Origin of the sequence: Butyricimonas faecihominis, assembly GCF_033096445.1 — a bacterium.
Lineage (GTDB): Bacteria > Bacteroidota > Bacteroidia > Bacteroidales > Marinifilaceae > Butyricimonas > Butyricimonas faecihominis.
Window position 1 is genome coordinate 4082763 of record NZ_AP028155.1, and the last position, 21449, is coordinate 4104211.

The following is a 21449-nucleotide window of genomic DNA, read 5'->3' on the forward strand; positions in this document are numbered from 1 at the left end:
TGATTTTAGTCAACAAGTTTTATTTCCTGACGAATGTCTGCACAGATGATCGTATCTCTCGTGATGGGATCCACGATGAAGAAACGAATGACGGCATAGTAACTTCCCGATAAGGAATGCTCTGGATCGAAAAGGACATCTAATGTCGCTTGAAATTTCCCGGTTTTCATGTAGGTCTCGTCATCGGTTATGGAATGACCGGCAAATCCGAATCCGTAGTTTCCTTCTTGTCCGTCGGGCATGTAACCGGTACAAACGATTGAAAAGGCTCGGTTGGGATGCTCGGCTAAAAATTCCTGAGTGATGCCAATTTTGGGTAAATATTCTGACATATCAACAATCACCTCCGGTACAAGATCTGGGCCTTCAAAGTCAGCTCTGTTGTAGGTCAACCCTTCTGTCACCGGGATAATTTGGATGTTGCGAAAGAAAGAAACGTCAACGTTATGAACCAACGTGTTCCCGAAAATATCCGTCAAAGTTACTTCCGCGGTCGTTGGAATCGAGTTTATATCGGTGTGTTCGTTGAAGTATGCATCGAAATTTGATAGAATGGGGGTGATGTCAAATGCTAACCCGTAATCATCTTGCATCTTGGACACTTGGAAATAATCTGCAAACTCTCCTTTTAAAACGACTTCCATGTTTTGGATCAATGAAAGATCGTAATTTATATTAGTCGTCTCGTTTAAAGGGTTGGGGGTCACGTGGATTCGGGACGAAAGAACTTCGCCATTCACGGGTGATTTGTAGCTTTGAACCGTTGGGTTTGAAAATGAAACCATTTTTTCAGAAATGGCGGGTATTGTTGTAATTTCAGCATAATTAGAAGAGGTGATGCTGACAACTTGATTTTTTTCGATATTATAATTTAGCACAAGAAAGATTCGCGTTAATTCGGCAAATGGAAGTCCGTCTTTTACCTTAACCGTGGCAACCCATTCTCCTTCGTGAATTTTTTCTTCCTCGTCAACAAGTGCTTGAACACTTACGAGTTCAAAATTTTCGGGTGGCGTGACCGACACGCCGCGGCCTATCGTGTTTGATTGTACGCAATCCAGCGCAATACTCCCGGGTGAAACTTCATAATTTGATGGGTTTACGCGAAAAATGATTTCACAATTACTCTCGTTATCTATTAGAATTTGCGGGTTAAGTATAACAATCCCGTGGGGAGTAATATTTTTATCCTCGTTGTCGTCGTCATCGTCACATGAGCTACACGTGAGAGTGAAAATAATAGAAAAAAGTAATAATAAATAGGATTTCATGAGATTAAAATTTTAAATATTTTTATAAAAAGGTTATTCATTCAGATCATTATAAATTTTAGAACCCATTCAACTGCATGGTTGCCGTGGGAATTAATAACACGAAACCGATAATGACAAGCAGCAGGATGAATCTCCAGAAAAATTTCACCCAAATATCGTAAGGAATACGGGCAATTCCCAAAGCGCCAATCAACACGCCGGAAGTCGGGGTGATCATGTTCGTGAACCCGTCCCCGAACTGGAAGGCCATCACGGTGGCTTGTCGGGATAACCCGATCACGTCGGAGAAAGGAGCCATGATCGGCATAGTGAGAGCCGCTTTGGCTGAACCCGATGGGATGATAATGTTGATCATGGTTTGAATCAAGTACATGATTCCTAGTGAAAGTACACGTCCTGCCTCACTCATCAGGCTTGCCAGCGAGTGAAGGATTGGGTCTATAATATGTCCTTCCTGCAAGACAATGATGATTCCCCCGGCCAACCCGACTACCAGCGCGGCAGAAAGAATATCTTTTACTCCCGCGATAAAGAGCTTGACAATACTATCTGCATTTTCTTTTGCTGCAAAACCGGAAAGGATTCCCATGGCAAGGAATAATCCGGATATTTCGGGCAGATACCACCCGTAGCCCATCACTCCCACGATTAGGAAAAGAATCGTGAACCCTAGGATCGTCAAGATGAAAAAGTGGAAAGATTTCCGTAAAGAAAAATATCCGATCAAGGCAAATAGCACGGTTAATACCGGAACAACAAACGTGGTCAGACTGGAATGTTCCCCGATGGATAGTGTCGTGCGGGGGAAATAACAGGAGAAGAGTACAAGTCCGGAGAGGATAAAAAGATAAACTACCCAAGATGAGGTGTAACTTTTATATTCAATTTCCTGCGTGTTGTCCACTTTTTCCTGTCTCCAATGGCTATCCAAGTTGTACACGAGAGAGGCTTTGGGATTCTTTTTGACTTTTGCCGCGTAGCGTAGTACCCAAGCAATCATGATCACGTTGAGGATGGCCCAGCAGAAAACCCGGTATTCAAACCCGGAGAATAGCGGTAGGTCTGATAATCCTTGTGCGATGCCGATCGTGAAGGGATTCAGAATAGCACCCGCGAACCCGACATGGGCGGCGACGTAGACCATACATACTCCCGTGAGAGAATCGTAACCCATGGATATGGCCAAAGGAACAATAATAATGACAAAAGCCAGCGTTTCCTCGCTCATCCCGAAGATCGCCCCAAAACAACTGAACAGGAGCATGACCATGGTGATAATGATGTTATTGACCCCTAGTTTACGGATAATCCCGATATGTTCGAGTTTCTGAGTGGAGCGTAAGAAGGAGAAAATTCCCACGTCAATGGCCTTGCTGTTATTCATGATCCAGAAAGCACCCCCGATGATTAGGATAAAAGCGATAATTCCGGCTTGTTTCTCGAATCCGTTGAAAAGGGCCGAAAACACCTGCCACGTTTGCGGGCTTTTGGCCACCTCGTGGAATGAATCGTTCACGATTACAGTACGTTCCACTCCATTGACATCGACGGTTTCCCGGGCATATTCCCCACCCGGAATGATCCAAGTTAGGATAGCACAGATGATAATGATTGAAAATACAATGGTGTAGGTGTGCGGCACTTTCTTTAGCATAATGGCTGTGTTTTTAGATTGAGGGTTCAAATTTACAAATATTTGTGAGAGAGCAACAATATGTGGCGTGGAATTCTTAAATTTGCATGAAAGAAGTAAATCATAACCGTATGGACACACGTTTGCAGGATAAAATATCAGCGGGGGAGAGTAAAGTCTTGGAATTTAAAGAAATCCTGCCGCAAGGGGATAAAATAGCGAAAACTGTTATTGCATTCTCTAATACTAGCGGGGGGCAATTAATTATCGGGGTTGGAGACGACAGAACAATAAAAGGCATTGACCCCGACGTGGATATTTTTGAATTGCAGGATAGAGTGGCATCCATTATCTATGATTTATGTTACCCGAATATTCTTCCCGAATTTTACACGATAAACGTGGATGGAAAGTTATTGTTTATAATAGAGGTCTATCGTGGGAATCTGTTGCCTTACTATTTGAAAAAAGAAGGGCGAAATCATGGTACTTACGTGCGGATAGGAAGTTCTAACCGTAAAGCAGACGTGGAGACCGTGATCGATTTGGAGCGGCAAAGAATAAATAGAAGTTTTGACGAGGAGATCTGTTTTGACACGTCTTTTGATAGTCTGGATTTGACCCCGTTGCAGAAAAGGTTCGAGGCGAGGGGGAAGATCCTTGATATAGAGAAGTTGAAAAGTCTGAAACTCGTCCAAGAAGAACATGGGCATTTGTATCCTTCACAAGCTTTGTTAATTTTGTTAGGGGTACGGGAAAATGCCACCGTGAAGTGTGCCCGTTTTAAGGGAACGACCATGGGATCATTTATTGATAAGAAGGAATATTCGGGAGACCTTTTTTCTCAATTGGATCAAGTCGAGATGTTTATAAAAAACCATCTCCATTTGGCGGGAGTGATTAAAGGGTTACAACGGGAAGATCGGTACGAGATCCCGATGGAGGCGATTCGGGAAGTTATATTGAACGCTTATGTACATAGGGACTATATTAATTTAGGGCGGGATATAAAAGTCGGTATTTATGATGACATCGTGAATATTGTTTCCCCCGGAGGTTTCCCGAGTTCGATTACGATTGAGGACGTGCTTGCAGGACGCTCTGAAACGAGAAACAAGGCGATAGCCCGTGTGTTTAAAGAGTTGGACTATATCGAACAATGGGGCAGTGGAATAAAGAGGATATTTTCATGGTGCGAAGAGGCCGGGGTTGCAAAACCGTTGATTACTGAAAAAGGAGATTTCGTGGATGTCGAGTTGTATCGGGAATACACGAGTGTCAGTGAAAGTGTCAGTGAAAGTGTCAGTGAAAGTGTCAGTGAAAGTGTCCAAGAAAGTGTCCAAGAAAGTGTCCAAGAAAGTGTCCAAGAAAAAGGAGAGGTATATTTAGGAAAAAGGCAAGTAGATATATTGTATTTTTGCTTGGAGCCAAGAACTAGTAAAGAAATATTAGATTATTTAGGCGTAATTAATCATTCGAAAAATAGGAAGTCACATGTAACTGGGTTAGTTACGCTTGGATTGCTGGCTCGAACAATACCGGAAAACCCGAATGACCGGAACCAAAAATACATAACAACAGAGGCAGGGAAATTATACGTAGAAGAGAATGATAACAGAAGAAAAACAAGATAAAGTATTTACCCGGGATTTCTTTCGAAAGGTGGGGAAAGCGATACATGATTATAATTTAATAGAGGACGGGGACCGGATTTTGGTAGGAGTTTCGGGCGGGAAGGATTCATTGGCCTTGTTGGAAGTGTTGGCCATGCGCGCCAAGGACCCGAAACAAAATTACACGGTCATAGCGGCTCATATCGCGGTGGAGGATGTCGCTTACGAAGTGGACAGCGATTACTTGCGAGCGTTTTGTGAACGTTTGGGGGTGGAGTATGTTTACCGGACGATTCGGGTGGACACGACGGTGAATCCCAAGAAACCGGCTTGTTTCGTGTGTTCATGGCATCGGCGCAAGATGCTTTTCGATATTGCCAAAGAGCATGATTGTAAGAAACTGGCCTTGGGCCATCACCGGGATGATGCCGTGGAAAGTCTTTTGATGAGCATGATGTTCAACGGAACGATTTGCAGTATGCCTGCCCGGTTGGAAATGTTCAAGAATACGTTCACGCTTATTCGTCCATTAATCTATCTTTCGAATGACGAGACTTCACGATATGCCGAAATGCGGCAGTTTAAAAAGCAAAAAAAGCATTGCCCCCATGAAAAGGCAACGAACCGGGATGCCGTGAGTAAGTTGCTTGACCAAATGGAAATGATCTCTCCTCATGCCCGGAGCAATTTGTTTGCAGCGATGCAAAATATCCGGGAAGATTACTTGCCTTGACGCTATTTATATACCGGGAAATGATAAAAACGGGATCGAATGATTTTTAAGTGACCCTCCCTTTCCTGCTTGTAGAGTGGGAAAGATAGTTTTTTCTGTATCAGATAAATGGCATCGAATTTTTTAAATAAAAATATTTGTGGGGAAAAATTGTTTTATTCAAAAAAAGGTCCTAATTTTGTCTTCAGGAGGTGAGGATTCCAGAGAGAATGGAATTCTTAACTAGATAAAGGCACTTATTGGAGGATAAGTGTCATTTATTTTTTTATGTACAAATCAAGATCTTAATATAACAATTATGACAAAGAAGGTATCTTATGTAACCAAAGAAGGGCTGAAAAAATTGCAGGATGAACTGGACAATCTGCAGAATGTAGAGCGCCCTAAGATTTCTAAGGCAATTGGAGAAGCCATCGAAAAAGGAGATATCTCCGAGAATGCAGAGTATGATGCGGCGAAAGATGCCCAGGGATTGCTGGAGGCTAAAATCGCCCAGCTACAAGATATAATTTCCAATTGCCGGATCATTGACGAGTCACAGATCGACACGTCAAAAGTTCAGATATTGAATAAAGTGACGATCAAAAATATAAAGACAAAGGCAACGATGACTTATACTTTGGTGTCAGAAAGCGAGGCTGATTTCAAGGCTGGTAAGTTGTCGATCACCACTCCTATCGCTAAAGCTTTGATCGGTAAAAAGCTAGGGGATAAGGTTGAGGTGCAAGTGCCGGCAGGATTGATGGAGTTTGAGATCATGGACATTTCAATTTAATTGAAAATTGAAAATGGAGAATTGAAAATGAAAGTCGGTGGGGTTGGGAATTTAGAATCTAAAATTTAAAATTTAAAATCTAAAATAGATTATGGCTTCAATTTTCACGATGATTATTAACGGGGAGATTCCATCTTACAAGGTGGCTGAGGATGAAAATTACTATGCATTCTTGGATATTAATCCCATGCAGAAGGGACACACGTTAGTGGTTCCAAAGAGAGAAGAAGACTATTTGTTTGACTTGACGGATGAGGAATTAGCCGGGATGATGGTGTTTGCCAAAAAGGTGGCAAAAGCAATTAAGAAGAGTGTTCCCTGCCAACGTGTGGGGGTAGCCGTGCTGGGCTTGGATGTTCCACATGCTCATATTCACTTGGTTCCTTTGGTTGAAGGCAACGAGTTGAATTTCTCTAACCCGAAGAAACAATTCCCGAAAGAGGAAATGGAAGTTTGTGCTAAGCTGATTAATAGCAATTTGTAAAAATATTAGACAATTTATCATGAGGGACGCGACCACGTCCCTTTTTTTATCAGAAGATGGAAAGAAAAAAACTATACAACGCTTACGAGCAACACGAGGGATATAATTGTTTCGGTTGTGCATCCGGCAATGAACATGGTTTGCGCTGTGAATTCTATGAAGAAGGGGAATATATTACTTGTCATTGGATGCCCCGACCTGAATTTCAAGGTTTTTTTCACGTGTTACACGGGGGAATACAGGCAACTTTGATGGATGAAATTGCGTGTTGGAATGTTTTTGCTAAAGTGAAAAGTGCGGGAGTCACGGTTGAATTAACAACGAAATATCGTGCTACCGTTTATTCCGATCGGGGAGAAATATTCCTGCGTTCCCGTATCGTGGAACAAAGTACCCGTTTGGCAAAGATGCACGTGGAATTATTCAATGCGGATGGAACGTTGGGTAGTGAGGCAGATGTGGTTTATCGGATATTCCCGGAGAACGTGGCTCGTCAACGGTTAGGATGGACGGGAATCGAGGCATTTCATCCCGAGGAAAACGAGTAAACATGCTGGAGGCCCGTGTAATGGGAAATGAGCCGGGAGCGATACTTAATTTTGATGAGGTTTGTCAAAAGTTGATTTTGAATTAATGTAAAATAATGTTATTTAAATGCTATCATTGTGTTATCATAAAGTAAGCCGCTCCCATTCCGCTCCCATTCCTGTCCTATTCCGCTTCTATTGCAATAATAAAAAATTAGAGATAGATAGTAGAAGTTAACATTTGTATGAGTAAATAATAACATGATGATTATTGTGTAAATCATGAAATTTGTCAGGATACTCGTTTTGCATGAATAGATCATTACTCGAACTCCGTTTTTCAATTCAAACGGGAAATGATTACCTTTGTCGAGAAAGATTTACACGTGGTGTAATGGCCGTTTAAATGCAGAAATAATGAATGATATGGAATACAAGAATGTGGTTTGGGATTGGAACGGGACGTTATTGGATGATGTGAAAATTAGCGTGGATACGATTAACGTGATGTTGGAACGGAAGCATTTGGGGAAGTTGACGGTGGAAGAATACCGATCGATTTTCGGGTTTCCCGTGAAGCCTTATTATGAATCGATCGGGTTTGATTTCACGCAGGATGACTGGGAGGCCGTGTCGAGGGATTTCGTGAACATTTATAATGATCTGGCGAAGAACGTGGAGCTGACTCCCGGGATTATTCCGGTGCTGGAGGGAATAAAGAAAAAAGGCATACGACAATATATATTATCCGCGTTGCAAGAAGATTTGCTGACCGGAATGTTGGAGCGATTCGGTATTCGGGAATATTTCGAGGGAGTTTGCGGATCAAATAATATTTACGCGGATGGGAAGGTTGCACGAGGGGAGGAGATGTTACGGATGTTCCCGATCGTCCCGGGAGAGACGGTTATGGTCGGTGATACACTACATGATGCAGAGGTTGCGGAGACCTTGGGGTTTGATTGCAGATTGTATGCCGGGGGACACAATAGTGCAGAACGCTTGGCGGAAAAAGGAGTCGTTCTGAGGCAAATGGACGAACTGTTTCTTGAGAGATGAGAACAAGATATTCAAAAAGGGACCCGATAACGAGTCCCTTTTCTTTGCATTAGGTTTTATACTTATAGCTTGTATTGATACAATTGAGCTAATATACTGTGATATTCTTTTTCTACATCCAGATAACTTTGGTGACTATCATAGATTGTCGTGAGTTCCGTGAAATAGTCAATCACGGAAAGTTGTCCGGCATTGAGAGCCTTGTTGAGTAATTCGATATTACGTTGTTGTTCCAATACTTTGGCATAATCGGCGCGAGAAATCTGTAATGCCTCGGCTTGTTGGTAAAGCTGTTGAAGATTCGTTTTCAAATTCAAGCGATTGTCTTCCAATGAGGCCGTGGCAAATTCAGCTTGTGCTTTTGCTTTTTTCACCGTGTTCTTGTTCTCGAACAGGGGGATAGATACTCCTACCATAAATCCATTAGAGGCCACGTGATCTTTGGCTGCATTGCGTTTGTACCCGACATCGAATTTCGGTAAGGTAAGGGAACGACTTAATTTCACTTCCCGGTTGGCAATCTCTTGATCTCCGGTAAGGCTTTTCAAATTCGGGTCAGCCTCCATGAAGGCAGCTTGTAATTGGTCAAAATTGATGAGTTCTTCTCCCGTCGGGTAGTCCGTTGCGTCAAACGTGATCGGGTTCCCCCCGTTAAAATTGCGAAGTTGCTCTTCGGCAGCGGTTAAAGCGGCTTTGTTCAAGCGGCTTTGATTTTGGGCATTCAATAATTCCAACTGGATTTTATTTAATTCCAATTGGTTCGCGTCACCGGATTCAAACCGCTTTTTGTAGAGAGCGAACATGGTTTCTGCATTAGCTAATCGTTCGTCCAAGAGGCTCTTTTGTTTCCGCAAGTAGATGATCTCTATACAAGTCTGTTTGGCATTTAAAAGCAATTGTTGGCGATAGGCGGCGGATTGAAAACCGATCGTGTTTGCTTTTAAATTTGCCAGTTTGTTTTTGTTCGAGTAGGTCGTTGGGAAATCCAGCGATTGTTTTACCGTCAACGTGTACTCCGAACCGGGATTGTTGCGGTTACCCCACATCTGTTCCCATTCCACCGAGGGGTTGGCAAGGAACTTTCCGGTTTGGGCCTCCAACTTTTGAGCATCGGTCATTTTCGTGTTAGCTTGCAATGACTTGTTGTTGGTTTCAATGCTTTTCAGCACTTGATCGATGCTATTTTGGGCTCTCGTGGTGAGAGTACCCAAAAGCATCCATCCGAGTATGTACAATTTATATGTTTTCATTTCTTTATTTTCAAAAGGTTACATTTCTAAGTTCTCGATCTCTTTTTGTTTGTGATTAAGTAACAAGTACATGATCGGAACGACAAAACCGTTTAATAAAGTAGAGCTTAATAATCCACCTAGAATGACCTGAGCCATGGGGCTTTGGATTTCATTACCCGGAAGGTCACCGCCTACGGCTAACGGAATCAAGGCTAAAGCGGAAGTCAAGGCTGTCATCAAGATCGGGTTCAACCGGTCAAGTGAACCATGAACAACGCTATCATGCAAGGACATACCCTCCGAGCGCAGGTGATTGTAGTGAGACACGAGTAATATACCGTTTCGGGTAGCGATTCCGAACAGGGAGATAAACCCGATGATGGCCGGAATACTGATGATTCCCGATGTAAACCAGATACTTAGTACTCCTCCGATAATTGCCAACGGTAAGTTCAACATGATGATACCGGATAACGGCATACTGTGGAACTCGTTGAACAATAATAAGAAGATCAATAATATGGAAATTACCGAGGTTAGGAACAACGTGCGGGATGCAGCTTGTTCGCTTTCGAATTGTCCACCGTATTCCACGTGGTAACCTTCCGGCAGGGTAATTTGTTCCCCTACTGTTTTTTGGATGTCTTTTACCACACCGTTCAAGTCACGTCCGGCAACATTGGCGGAAACAACGATTTTCCGTTGCACGTTTTCCCGGCTGATGGTATTCGGACCTACCAAGGGAAGGATTTCAGCCACGTAGTGAAGTGGTACTTTCTGTCCGTTGGCATCAATCATTAAATTACCAATCTGTTCCATGTTAGCTTTGTCATCATCATGTACTTTTACGGTGAGGTCGAACACTTTACCGCCTTCATAGACTTGTGACACGACTTTACCGGAAAGAGCCACGTTAATGAATTCCGAGAATTCAGGCAGAGGGATACCGTATTTAGCGAGCATATCCCGTTTGGGTTTGATCTGCAATTGGGGACGTTCAATTTGTTGTTCCAAGGTTAGATCGGCAATTCCGTCAATTCCCTGGATGGCCTCTTTAATTTGTCCACCGATGTTATATAGTTTATTCAAGTCGTTTCCGAATAGTTTGATGGCGATATTCGCTTTTGTACCGGAAAGCATGGCGTCAATACGGTGGGAGATTGGCTGACCGATTTCGATGTTCACTCCCTTTAATTCTCCCAGTCGTTGACGTACGTCAGCCAAGAATTCATCCCGGGAACGTTTATCCAGTTCGAAAGGAGCTTCCATTTCAGATACGTTTACTCCAAGGGCGTGTTCATCCAATTCTGCACGTCCGGTTTTGCGGGCCACGGTTTGTATTTCCGGAATGTCCAGAAGAATCTTTTCTGCCATACGTCCCATATTATCAGATTCTTCCAAGGAAACTCCCGGCATGGTACTGATGTTAATCGTGAGTGATCCTTCGTTGAATGGGGGCAGGAAACTACGTCCCAATCCGGTCATGATGACAATCGTGAAGATTAACAGGGCGGCACTGGTCCCGATAACTATTTTTTTATAACGGAGAGCCCATTCCAATGCTTTTTTATACCATACTTTTAAGGTACGGGATACAAAAGGTTCTTTTTCGTTTTGTTTCAATGCTCTTTTAGTCGTTAGCATATAGCTACATAATACCGGGGTCAAAGTCAATGCCACCACGGTTGAGGCGAACAGGGCCACGATGAATGCGATTCCCAGCGGGATCAACATACGTCCTTCCATTCCGGAAAGGAAGAATAAGGGCAAGAAACAGGCCACGATGATTAGTGTCGAGTTCAAAATCGGCATACGTACTTCGCGGGAAGCCTCGAACACGACTTTCAGCGAGGAAAGTCTTTCTTCCGCGGGCTTTAATTGATTTTCCCGTAAGCGCTTGTACACGTTCTCCACGTCGACAATGGCATCATCCACGAGTGAACCGATGGCAATGGCAAGTCCTCCTAAACTCATCGTGTTAATCGTCAAGCCAAGCCCATGAAGGGTTAGGATGGCAACCAGTAAGGATAGGGGGAGAGCAACTAGCGAAATAATCGTGGTACGCACGTTCATTAAGAAGAAGAAAAGCACGATAACAACGAAAATGGCCCCTTCGAATAGTGCTTTCTGTATGTTAGAGATAGAACTTTCGATAAAGCGGGATTGACGGAATATGTCGGACGAGATTTTCACGTCAGACGGTAATGTCTTTTGCAGGTCCACGATGGCCTGATCCAGTTTATCGGTTAACTCCAGTGTGTTCGTGTTCGGTTGTTTCGTGATAGTTACCAGTACGGCAGGTTTTGCTCTTTCGGAGGCAAGACCCAGTTTCGGTTCTTTCGGTCCGATTTGTACGGTTGCGATGTCTGATAATAGAACCGGAACGTTGTTCACGGTTTTTACCACACCTTTACCGATTTCTTCCACGTCATTTGTTGCCAAAAGACCTTGCACGATGTACTCGTTACCATATTCGTATAGAATACCTCCCGTGGAGTTCTGATTCATGTTATCCACGACGGTCAATACTTCATCCATGCTGATCCCGTAATGTTTCATCCGTGCGGGATCAAGAAGAATCTGGTATTCCTTGATGTCACCACCGATCACGGCTACCTGTGCAACTCCACCCGTGGATAACAAACGGGGCCGGATTGTCCAGTCGGCAATCGTCCGTAAATCCTGTAAAGAAGTACTGTCGGCAGTTAACCCGAAAATCATCATTTCTCCCAAGATGGAAGATTGCGGTCCAAGGGTGGGTTGCCCCACGTTACTCGGTAAAACATCTCCCAACGTGGATAGTTTTTCAGACACGATCTGACGGGCCGTGTAAATATTGGTACCCCAATCAAATTGTACCCAGACTACCGAAAATCCGGTTGTAGAGGATGAACGTACACTTTTCACGTCCGTGGCTCCATTGACAGCCGTTTCGATCGGGAAGGTTACCATACGCTCCACCTCTTCGGGAGCCATTCCTTGCGCCTCGGTCATAACTACCACCGTGGGCGCGTTCAAATCCGGGAATACATCCACTTCCATTTTATGCGCCGTGTAGGACCCCCATAGGAGCAAAGCTATCGACGCGATCATTACCACCAGCCGGTTATGTAATGAATATTGTATAATCTTATTCAGCATCCGCGATTAATTTTAGATTTCAACTTTTAGTTTTTAGATTGAGGAATGAAGTGATTGAATACTTTCATTTTCAATTTTCAATTCTCCATTTTCAATTTTTTAGTGTTCATGGCTATGTCCGTGAGGAATTGCTCCGGATGCGGAGGCCATTTTGACTTGGTAGGCTCCTTTGGTTACGACACGGTCTCCGGGGTGCAGGCCTTTGATGATCTGTACCTCTTTACCATTGTTGGCACCCAATGCCACTTCTTGTTTGCGGTAGCCTTCCTCGTCAATTTGCACGTACACGTAGTGGATTCCCATCTCGTTGGTTAACGCGGATACGGGGATGGATAACGTGTTTTCAATCGGGGCTGAAATAAGATATACTTCTACGAAGGATTCCGGGATCACTTCGCCTTTATTGTCAAATTCGAAAGATACGGGGATAAAGAATGAATTCTCGTTGGAAGTTTTTCCGAAAGAAAGTAAGCGTCCGTTCAAGTCTTCCAAGGAGTAAACTTTATTATCGTACGGAGTCTTGAAATTAGCACTCTTTACGGATTGCATGGCATTGTAGTATCTTTGGGATACTTCGGCCCGGAGTACTAAACGCTGATTTTGAGAAACCGTTGCTATCGGTTGACCTACCGTGATGTATTCTCCTTCTTTTACAAGAATGTTTTTCATGTGTCCGTTGATCGGGGCGTTTACACTGACTCCTTTTGCCGTTTTGTTATTGGATACGGCGTCATAAGCTGTTTTCGCGTTCTCGAATTCCAGTTTGATACTTTCAAATTCTTTTTGAGATATGATTTTGTCCTTTACAAGAGCCTCGGCACGGTCATAGCTGGCTTTAGCTGCCTCGTAAGTTGCTTTTACTTTCGTGTAGTAATCTCCTTCCGCAATGTCTTTTGAAGAAATCTGGAATAGGGATTGTCCTTTTTGAACCTTTGTCCCTTCCGTTAATTTGTTGGAAGAGAAAGAAACGACGCCATTGCTGGTAGCGACGATAACAGCCTCATCACCGGGAGCGGCAAGCACTTGTCCCGTTGTTTTAACTACTTGGTTAAAAGAGGCGGGTTGAATTTCCCGTACTTCGAAAGTGGTTTTTGCTGCTTGTGCTTTCGGGAAAATGATCTCGTCACTGTGTTTTGTTTCTTCACTTTCGTGACTGTGACCGGCATGTTCCTCCCCGGTTTCATGTTCATGATCGTGTCCCTCATGTTCGTGATCATGTCCCTCGTGTTCATGATCATGTCCTTCGTGGCTATGGTCATGTCCTTCATGGTCGTGTCCTGCGTGAGTCTCCGTTGCGGAGTGAGTGTGTTTATCTTGTGATGTTTGGTTTTTGCACCCCCATAAGGAGATCGCTAATATTGTAATAGCATAAATAATTGTTCTCATGAATAAGTGATTTAATGTTGAGAATAAAACAATAAATAATAATTGTCCGGTTCACGCCGGGCGAGTAATTCTATATTTAAGCTATTACGGTAGGAGGAGCCCTGCCGGCAGAGGTGACGCTCCACGTGATCGGGTGGAGACGTTCCCGGTAAAATATGGGTGGAACTTCTTTTGGTACTCCGAGAAGTAATAACGAGTGATCTAACCCGGCAAGGGTCAGTATGGATTGGAATGGTTGATCCGGAATGATATTCGGACAACAATTGCACTCGTCATGATGTTGTTTTACAATGCTTGTCTGGAATAATAATCTGACCTCACATTCACCCTCGGTAGGAGTTGAGTCATGTTCGTGGTTACATGCTTTTTCGATGAACGAACTGTGTTCATGTGTAGGCGTGAAACAGATTAATTTACCGTGGTGATGATGAGGCATAATAGACGACAGTAGCATAATCATGCTAGCAAAAATAAGCGGGATAATAGCTATCTGTCGTTTCCTCATGGTTTACAAACCTTTAATCGATACAAACATAGTTTTTTGTGTGCGGATTTGCAAATCTTCACACAAAGTTTAATAAAACATTAACTATTTCTGCATCTGTTTCTCGAAACCTTTCAGCATCAATTCCGCAGATGCCGGGTTCGTTGCCAATGGAACATTGTGAACGTCACATACGCGCATTAACATTTGCACGTCCGGTTCGTGAGGGTGTTTCCCAAGCGGGTCACGGAAGAACAGGACCATTTGTACTTTATGTTCTGCCACTTGTGCTGCAATCTGGGCATCTCCCCCGAGTGGACCGGAAAGAAGGCGTTCAACTTTTAACCCGGCATCCTGTGCATGTTTTCCGGTAGTCCCGGTAGCAATGATCTCGATGTTTGCCGAATGCATGAATTCATAATGTCTGTTCAGGAAAGCAACCATATCTGCTTTTTTCCCGTCATGTGCGATTACTGCTAGTTTCATCTTCATGTTATTTTAAGGTCATACAAATATATAAATATGTAAGTGAAAACCGGAAAGCTAAAAACTAAAAGTTTTGGTTGATTTCAGTATTGTATCTGTTTTCTTGAAGAAACTCTTGCTTTTCGTCAGGTGAAAATCTTTTATAACACTGTCTGCCAAATTTTCCGGTACCACGTAATAACGTCGCCGCCCTTCCTCGTAGGGACGGTACATGTAAAATTTAATCGGCTCCATTTGATAACGTACAGGATGGTTCCGGGGTTTCGTTAAAGTCACGCGAATACATATTCCTCCTTCTGTTCCTTGTTGGGATTGGTTGGAAATAAAGTTACCCAGAGAGAAAACGGTAACGCCTAGTGTATCTTTGTCCGAGGTATAATATTCTATCGGCTGGACCACGTGGGGGTGTGAACCGATGACCATATCAGCTCCTTGTTCATGCAACCATTTACTTAATGCCCGCTGTTCCTTGTTCGGAAAGTTATGGTATTCATACCCCCAGTGCATGAAGGCAATGATGTTGGTGGCCGTGTCCCGGCGAGCTAGTTGGATGTCTTGTTTTATGGTGGTCGTGTCAATGTGCGGGACGACAAAACCTTTCGGAACGGGGAGGCCATTTGTCCCGTACGTGTAGTTGAGTAATGCTATTTTGAAACCGTCTTTCTGAAGATAGAGCGGGTGTCTCTTTTTGTAATTGAGGGTATCTGTGAATGTTCCCGTGTGTGGGATTCCTAATGAGTCCAAATAATAGATGGTATTGGTGATCCCTTTCCCGAGTTGGTCACAGCTATGGTTGTTGGCGGTAACAAAGGTTGTTACTCCCAGTTGATGAAGGTCCCGGGCGATTTGCCAAGGTGAACAGAATCGGGGGTAACCGGAAAAGTCTTTATTTCCAAGGGTTGTTTCCAGGTTGGCAATGACGAAATCGGCATCCGCCCAATAAGGAGCGATGTACTTGAAACATTTCTGGTACTTGTAGTCTTTTTCCGATGGTTCGTGAGCGCTGTATATTTGCGGAAGGTGTTGGATGATGTCCCCGCAAAACAAGAGGGTCAATGTTTGTGACGTGTGAGGAATTTCCAGCGAGTAATCGGTTTGAACGGGTGGTTTCTTCTCTTTGCAAGACGTGAACAACAAGAAGATGATACAGAACAAGAGAATTCGGTCGAGATACATGTATTTTTAATTCTTTCGAGTTGATCAATGGGGAAGGGGGATAAAAAAAGCCGTCCGAAGACGGCCTTTTGATTATTTCGTTAATTCGAATTCAAATTCTTCTTCGGCAGGAGGGATACATTGTCCGCCAGAGCAAGACATGTATTCTACGTAGCCTACCAATTTAGCTTTGTCTTTTTTCAGTTTCACCCGTTGTACGAAAGTCACGGTTCCTTCGAAATATTTCAATTCCATGTTGAAGGCTTCGCTCTTTTCAGTTTTAGCTTCTGTAGTTGCTTTAAATTCTCCTACTAATTCAATGTCTTTCGTCTCGTCTTCATCTAAGTTGAATGTTGTGGGAAGAGGTCCGTTTTCCGGTAATTTGGTATCGTACAGATGCCATCCGCTTTCAATAGTAGCTTTGCAGATAATGTCATAAACACCTTCGCTTACTTTTTTGAAAGAAATTTGCCATTTCACTGGTTTTAATACCTGTGAATTTGCAGCCCCAACCATTAAGGTTAATATTGCCGTAAGAATTAATAGTCTTTTCATGAATAAATTAAATTAGTTTTTAAAATAATTTCTCTCTAAAATTTAGTGATGCAAAGTACAAAATTATCGAGAGAAACTATGTTAGCTTATTGTTAAATTTTTTATAATGTTTTTTTCACGGCCACTTCTTCGAAACTTTCGACAAAATCTCCTGTCTGAATATCGTTGTAATTATTGATGTTCAAACCACACTCGAATCCTTTGGAAACTTCTTTCACGTCGTCCTTGAAACGTTTCAATGATCCCAATTCTCCGGTGAAGATCACGATACCATCCCGAATCACGCGCACTTTTGAAGAACGGGTAATCTTTCCGTCTCTCACGATACATCCGGCAATCGTTCCCACCTTGGAAATCTTGAATGTTTCAAGCACTTCCACGGTCGAGGTGATCTCTTCCTTGAATTCCGGGGATAACATACCTTCCATGGCGGATTTGATTTCCTCGATCGCCGTGTAGATAATAGAGTAAAGTCGAATGTCGATTTCCTCTTTCTCTGCCAGCTTTCTGGCACCCATCGAAGGACGAACTTGGAATCCGATGATGATAGCGTTCGATGCGGCAGCCAACATAACATCGCCTTCGGAAATTTGTCCCACGGCTTTGTGGATCACGTTCACTTGGATTTCCGGGGTCGACAACTTGATCAGAGAGTCGGACAAAGCCTCGATAGAACCGTCCACGTCTCCTTTCACGATGATGTTCAACTCTTGGAAGTTTCCGATGGCAATACGTCTGCCAATTTCGTCCAGCGTGATATGTTTCTGGGTACGCAATCCCTGCTCGCGTTGTAACTGTTCCCGTTTGTTAGCCAAGGCACGGGCGTCTTTCTCGTTACCCATGACGTTGAATTTGTCTCCGGCCTGTGGAGCCCCGTTCAAACCGAGAATCAATGCCGGGCAGGATGGTCCGGCCTCTTCCATTTTACTTCCGCGTTCGTTGAACATGGCTTTCACGTGTCCGAAATATTGTCCGGCGAGTACCACGTCTCCTACGCGTAACGTTCCGCTTTGTACGAGTACGGTTGCCACGTAACCCCGTCCTTTATCCAGCGAGGACTCGATGATTGAACCGATCGCTTTCCGTTTCGGGTTAGCCTTTAACTCTAGGATTTCTGCCTCAAGTAATACTTTCTCCAGAAGTTCTTCTACATTCAAGCCTTTCTTGGCTGAGATTTCCTGACATTGGTATTTACCACCCCATTCTTCTACGAGGTAGTTCATGGCGGCCAGTTCTTCCCGGATCTTGTCGGGGTTAGCTCCCGGTTTATCAATTTTGTTTATCGCGAATACAATGGGTACTCCGGCAGCACTGGCATGATTGATGGCCTCAACGGTTTGCGGCATGACGTTATCATCGGCTGCAATAATGATGATGGCAATATCCGTTACTTGGGCACCTCTGGCACGCATGGCCGTAAACGCCTCGTGTCCCGGGGTATCTAGGAAGGTCACGGTTCTACCGTCAGCAAGTTTCACGCTGTAAGCACCGATGTGCTGGGTGATTCCTCCTGCCTCTCCGGCAATCACGTTTGCTTTACGGATATAGTCCAGTAAAGATGTTTTACCGTGGTCAACGTGTCCCATAACAGTCACGATCGGCGGACGGGATTCCACGTGTTCTTCCTGTTCGTCTTCATCCTCGTCAATGGCCTCCTGAATATCCACGCTCACGAATTCGACATCGAATCCGAATTCTTCTGCCACGATATTAATGGTTTCAGCATCTAGACGTTGGTTGATGGACACGAACAAGCCCAAAGACATACAAGTCGAGATAATATCTGCCACGGAAATATCCATCATGGTTGCTAACTCGCTAACCGTAACGAATTCCGTGAGTTTAAGGATACTCTTTTCTAACTCTGCCTGCTCCATTTCAGCCTGCATCTTCTGGTGTACGGCATCTCGCTTGTCTCTCCGGTGCTTGGAACTCTTGGTTTTTCCCTTGTTCCCCAAACGGGCAAACGTGTCTTTGATTTGTTTTTGTACGTCTTCTTCAGAAATTTCAGCCTTGCTGGCTTTCTTTTTCTTTATCTTCTTTATTTTCTTCTTGCTCTCTTCCTGTTTGGCGGTTTTAGAAGCTTCAATGTTGATTTTCTCGTCTTTTTTCAGAATACGTTTCCTTTTTTTACGAGTTTCCGATTCTTCAGAATCATCCTCGACCTCGTTTATTACGACGTTTTTCTTGATCACGATGTCATCCGTATTCTTGGGAGGAACCAAAGATTTTTTCTTGAGTTCCCGTTTGTCCCTTTCTCTTTCCTGTTTACTCTTCTTCGGGGGCCGGGTACGCTGGTTGATCGCATCCAGATCGATTGTCCCGACAACCTTCACGTCTTTAATCGCCGGAGTCGGTGATTTGTAGCTCACTTCTCTGTCGGCTCTGTTGGAATGATCTTCAGACGGGGCTTTTTCCTCTTGACGGGTTTCAACTTTCGGTTGTTTGATGATTGTTTTCGGAGGTCTGGCAACAGGAGCCTGTGTTTCTTCCCGTTCTTGCTTTTGTGCAATTACGGGAGTTTCTTTTACCTGAGGTTCTGCCGGTTTCTCTTCTTTCTTTTCTTCGATCTTCACCTCTTTTACCTCTTCAACCTTCTCTTCCGGTTTCTGTTGCTTATTCAGTCTGTTCAGGTCGATGTGATCTACGACCTTAATTTTATTTTCCAGTTTAATCTCGTCCTTTATAGATATAAATTCCGGAGCGTGTTCCTCCGTACCATTGTTCATATTATCAATGGTAACCGTTTCTTTTTTTAACCGTGTATTTTTTAAATCTACCCGATTGGATTCTTTTTTAGCCTCGCTATCGGTAGAAAACTCTTTCGCTACCAAAGCGTACTGGTCATCTGTTAATTTCGCATTTGGATCAGATGAAATCTTAATCCCCTTTTCCTGCAGGTAATCCACTATCGTGGACAAACCTACGTTAAATTCTCTAGCAACTTTACTTAGTCTAACTGCCATATTAAGATTTTATTTTACAAGCATTATAACCTTGAGCGTTCCTTATTCAAATTCGGCTCTTAATATTTTGAGAACATCCCTGATGGTCTCTATCTCAAGATCAGTCCTGCTCTCTAATTCTGATTCACTTAACTCTAACACGCTCTTTGCCGTGTCACAACCCACGCGTTTCAGTTCCTCGATTACCCATGGTTCGATCTCGTCGGAGAATTCTTCTAGGTTAACGTCTTCTTCCTCTGCGGTTTCAAGTTCACGATAAACATCGATCTCGTAGCCCGTGAGCTGGCTGGCCAGTTTGATGTTCAAACCGCCTTTACCGATAGCCAAGGAAACTTCCTCCGGGTTCAGGTAAACGTTCGCTCTCTTGTTTTCCTCGTCCATTTCGATCTTGTTGATCTTGGCCGGGTTCAACGCACGGGTGATGTATAGTTGGATGTTATTCGTGTAGTTAATCACGTCTATATTTTCGTTTCTCAGTTCCCGAACGATACCGTGAATACGTGAACCTTTCATTCCGACACAAGCTCCCACTGGGTCGATACGGTCATCGTATGATTCCACGGCCACTTTGGCGCGTTCTCCCGGGACACGTACCACGTTTTTAATCGTGATCAAGCCATCGAATATTTCCGGTACCTCGTTCTCGAACAATCTTTCAAGGAATACGGGGGATGTTCTGGAAAGAATAATGTACGGGGAAGCGTTTCTCATTTCTACGCGAATAACGACTGCCCGGATGGTATCTCCTTTCTTGAAGAAATCGCTAGGTATTTGCTCTTGTTTCGGGAGAATCAGTTCGTTGCCTTCGTCATCCAGAACCAGAATCTCTTTTTTCCATACCTGATAAACCTCTCCGGTCACGATCTGGCCCACTTTCTCTTTGTATTTGGTGAAGATGTGATCTTTCTCCAGTTCAAGAATCCGGGCTGAAAGGTTTTGTCTTAAAGCCAGCACGGAACGGCGTCCGAAATCCTTGAATTTCACCTCGTCGGTCACCTCTTCTCCCACCTCGTAGTCGGCATCGATTTTCTTTGCCTCCGTCAGCGAAATTTGGGTATTCGGGTTTTCGAAGGCGTCATCCTCTACCACGATGCGGTTTCTCCAGATTTCCAAGTCACCCTTGTCGATATTTATAATGATGTCAAAATTCTCGTCCGTCCCGTAACGCTTGATAAGCATGTTCCTGAAAATATCTTCCAACACTCTCATCAAGGTTGCCCTGTCAATATTTTTAAGCTCTTTAAATTCTGCGAATGAATCTATCAAATTAATGGCTTCCATTTTTATTTTATGTATTTAGAAAACAACAATATCTTTAACCTCCTTTATGTCTGTAAAATGAATCTCTTTCTCCACTTTGACGATGCTTTTCTTCTTCTTTCCTTCCACGGTCACTTTTTCTTCACATTCGATCACGATTCCCGTGTTGGAATGGGATTTTAATATTCCCTGTAGTTTTCCCCCGTTTTGCAGTTTCACCTCCACTTGATTACCCAGGTTCTTTTCGTATTGCTGGGTTACTTTGAAGGGATAACCGATTCCGGCACTCGAAACGGTTAACTCGAAATCCTCGGTATCTCGATCCAGTTTTGCGTCCAATTGTTTGCTGAGGGTTACGCAGGAATCCACGTTAATGCCCTTCAGGGAGTCGATGTAGACCTCGATCGAGTTGTCCGGAGATACTTTCAAGTCCACCAGAAACAAATCTGTCCCCTGCAGTATTGTTTCGATAATGTCTTTTATTTCCTCTGTACTTTTCATTCTACTCTTTAATCTAAGATAACAGAAGAGGGGACTAATCGCCCCCTCGTTTGTTAATAACCGAGTGCAAAGATACAATTAATTATTTTTAATCCAAAGAGTTCCAGTGGAAAATAGGTGATGGCGGAATATTTTTTTCGGTGCGAACGTTTCCGGGAAAGGGGTTTCATGGCAATGGAAATCGT

18 protein-coding genes are annotated in these 21449 nt (G+C 43.6%); 6 read left to right on the forward strand and 12 right to left on the reverse strand.

Annotated elements, in window-relative coordinates:
• Positions 1-5: 5 nt before the first annotated feature.
• Positions 6-1271, reverse strand: a complete 1266-nt coding sequence (locus R8806_RS16905; RefSeq protein ID WP_124315689.1) for a hypothetical protein — start codon at positions 1269-1271, stop codon at positions 6-8.
• A gap of 58 nt (positions 1272-1329) precedes the next feature.
• Positions 1330-2928, reverse strand: coding sequence for a YfcC family protein (locus R8806_RS16910; protein ID WP_124315688.1), 1599 nt, complete (start codon positions 2926-2928; stop codon positions 1330-1332).
• Between the two features lie 110 nt (positions 2929-3038).
• On the opposite strand from R8806_RS16910, the gene R8806_RS16915 reads away from it, so the two are divergent.
• From R8806_RS16915 to R8806_RS16940, 6 genes are all read left to right on the forward strand, one after another.
• Entirely contained in the window at positions 3039-4541 is a 1503-nt protein-coding gene (locus R8806_RS16915; RefSeq protein ID WP_183312875.1) for an RNA-binding domain-containing protein, read from the forward strand.
• Positions 4516-5253, forward strand: coding sequence for a tRNA lysidine(34) synthetase (locus R8806_RS16920; protein ID WP_124315686.1), 738 nt, complete (start codon positions 4516-4518; stop codon positions 5251-5253). Before R8806_RS16915 ends, R8806_RS16920 begins: the two co-directional genes overlap by 26 nt.
• A gap of 298 nt (positions 5254-5551) precedes the next feature.
• Positions 5552-6028, forward strand: coding sequence for a transcription elongation factor GreA (gene greA / locus R8806_RS16925; protein ID WP_124315685.1), 477 nt, complete (start codon positions 5552-5554; stop codon positions 6026-6028).
• Positions 6029-6119: 91 nt separating this feature from the next.
• Positions 6120-6512: an HIT family protein gene (locus R8806_RS16930; RefSeq protein ID WP_124315684.1), complete on the forward strand. Its 393-nt coding sequence runs from the start codon at positions 6120-6122 to the stop codon at positions 6510-6512.
• Positions 6513-6568: 56 nt separating this feature from the next.
• Entirely contained in the window at positions 6569-7060 is a 492-nt protein-coding gene (locus R8806_RS16935) for a PaaI family thioesterase (protein ID WP_124315683.1), read from the forward strand.
• Between the two features lie 396 nt (positions 7061-7456).
• Positions 7457-8098 carry an HAD family hydrolase gene (locus R8806_RS16940; protein WP_229782985.1) on the forward strand — a complete coding sequence of 214 codons (642 nt, stop codon included), beginning with the start codon at positions 7457-7459 and terminating at the stop codon, positions 8096-8098.
• Positions 8099-8160: 62 nt separating this feature from the next.
• Here R8806_RS16940 and R8806_RS16945 read toward each other — a convergent pair whose 3' ends face one another.
• The 10 genes from R8806_RS16945 to rimP form a co-directional block, all read right to left on the reverse strand.
• A complete protein-coding gene (locus R8806_RS16945) occupies positions 8161-9348 on the reverse strand; it encodes a TolC family protein (RefSeq protein ID WP_124315682.1) in 1188 nt (395 codons plus the stop codon).
• Between the two features lie 18 nt (positions 9349-9366).
• On the reverse strand, positions 9367-12471 hold the full coding sequence (locus R8806_RS16950) for an efflux RND transporter permease subunit (RefSeq protein ID WP_124315681.1): 3105 nt from the start codon (positions 12469-12471) through the stop codon (positions 9367-9369).
• Between the two features lie 99 nt (positions 12472-12570).
• Positions 12571-13857: an efflux RND transporter periplasmic adaptor subunit gene (locus R8806_RS16955; RefSeq protein ID WP_317715721.1), complete on the reverse strand. Its 1287-nt coding sequence runs from the start codon at positions 13855-13857 to the stop codon at positions 12571-12573.
• Between the two features lie 76 nt (positions 13858-13933).
• Positions 13934-14362: a DUF6769 family protein gene (locus R8806_RS16960; RefSeq protein WP_124315679.1), complete on the reverse strand. Its 429-nt coding sequence runs from the start codon at positions 14360-14362 to the stop codon at positions 13934-13936.
• A gap of 84 nt (positions 14363-14446) precedes the next feature.
• Entirely contained in the window at positions 14447-14827 is a 381-nt protein-coding gene (locus R8806_RS16965) for a methylglyoxal synthase (protein WP_124315678.1), read from the reverse strand.
• Between the two features lie 57 nt (positions 14828-14884).
• Positions 14885-16003 carry a CapA family protein gene (locus R8806_RS16970; protein ID WP_124315677.1) on the reverse strand — a complete coding sequence of 373 codons (1119 nt, stop codon included), beginning with the start codon at positions 16001-16003 and terminating at the stop codon, positions 14885-14887.
• 72 nt (positions 16004-16075) lie between these two features.
• A complete protein-coding gene (locus tag R8806_RS16975; protein ID WP_229782986.1) occupies positions 16076-16537 on the reverse strand; it encodes a protein-disulfide reductase DsbD domain-containing protein in 462 nt (153 codons plus the stop codon).
• Between the two features lie 101 nt (positions 16538-16638).
• Positions 16639-19503: a translation initiation factor IF-2 gene (gene infB, locus R8806_RS16980; protein WP_124315676.1), complete on the reverse strand. Its 2865-nt coding sequence runs from the start codon at positions 19501-19503 to the stop codon at positions 16639-16641.
• Between the two features lie 42 nt (positions 19504-19545).
• Positions 19546-20784, reverse strand: a complete 1239-nt coding sequence (gene nusA / locus R8806_RS16985; protein WP_124315675.1) for a transcription termination factor NusA — start codon at positions 20782-20784, stop codon at positions 19546-19548.
• Between the two features lie 15 nt (positions 20785-20799).
• Positions 20800-21264, reverse strand: coding sequence for a ribosome assembly cofactor RimP (rimP, locus tag R8806_RS16990; protein WP_124315674.1), 465 nt, complete (start codon positions 21262-21264; stop codon positions 20800-20802).
• Positions 21265-21449: the final 185 nt, after the last annotated feature.

Excerpts from the sequence above, each read along its gene's own strand:
- R8806_RS16905 (WP_124315689.1), bottom strand. The coding sequence starts at position 1,271 with ATGAAATCCTATTTATTATTACTTTTTTCTATTATTTTCACTCTCACG.
- R8806_RS16945 (WP_124315682.1), bottom strand. The coding sequence starts at position 9,348 with ATGAAAACATATAAATTGTACATACTCGGATGGATGCTTTTGGGTACT.
- R8806_RS16950 (WP_124315681.1), bottom strand. The coding sequence starts at position 12,471 with ATGCTGAATAAGATTATACAATATTCATTACATAACCGGCTGGTGGTA.
- nusA (WP_124315675.1), bottom strand. The coding sequence starts at position 20,784 with ATGGAAGCCATTAATTTGATAGATTCATTCGCAGAATTTAAAGAGCTT.
- R8806_RS16915 (WP_183312875.1), top strand. The coding sequence starts at position 3,039 with ATGGACACACGTTTGCAGGATAAAATATCAGCGGGGGAGAGTAAAGTC.
- R8806_RS16975 (WP_229782986.1), bottom strand. The coding sequence starts at position 16,537 with ATGAAAAGACTATTAATTCTTACGGCAATATTAACCTTAATGGTTGGG.
- R8806_RS16970 (WP_124315677.1), bottom strand. The coding sequence starts at position 16,003 with ATGTATCTCGACCGAATTCTCTTGTTCTGTATCATCTTCTTGTTGTTC.
- R8806_RS16920 (WP_124315686.1), top strand. The coding sequence starts at position 4,516 with ATGATAACAGAAGAAAAACAAGATAAAGTATTTACCCGGGATTTCTTT.
- rimP (WP_124315674.1), bottom strand. The coding sequence starts at position 21,264 with ATGAAAAGTACAGAGGAAATAAAAGACATTATCGAAACAATACTGCAG.
- R8806_RS16930 (WP_124315684.1), top strand. The coding sequence starts at position 6,120 with ATGGCTTCAATTTTCACGATGATTATTAACGGGGAGATTCCATCTTAC.
- infB (WP_124315676.1), bottom strand. The coding sequence starts at position 19,503 with ATGGCAGTTAGACTAAGTAAAGTTGCTAGAGAATTTAACGTAGGTTTG.
- R8806_RS16965 (WP_124315678.1), bottom strand. The coding sequence starts at position 14,827 with ATGAAACTAGCAGTAATCGCACATGACGGGAAAAAAGCAGATATGGTT.
- greA (WP_124315685.1), top strand. The coding sequence starts at position 5,552 with ATGACAAAGAAGGTATCTTATGTAACCAAAGAAGGGCTGAAAAAATTG.
- R8806_RS16960 (WP_124315679.1), bottom strand. The coding sequence starts at position 14,362 with ATGAGGAAACGACAGATAGCTATTATCCCGCTTATTTTTGCTAGCATG.
- R8806_RS16935 (WP_124315683.1), top strand. The coding sequence starts at position 6,569 with ATGGAAAGAAAAAAACTATACAACGCTTACGAGCAACACGAGGGATAT.
- R8806_RS16940 (WP_229782985.1), top strand. The coding sequence starts at position 7,457 with ATGAATGATATGGAATACAAGAATGTGGTTTGGGATTGGAACGGGACG.
- R8806_RS16955 (WP_317715721.1), bottom strand. The coding sequence starts at position 13,857 with ATGAGAACAATTATTTATGCTATTACAATATTAGCGATCTCCTTATGG.
- R8806_RS16910 (WP_124315688.1), bottom strand. The coding sequence starts at position 2,928 with ATGCTAAAGAAAGTGCCGCACACCTACACCATTGTATTTTCAATCATT.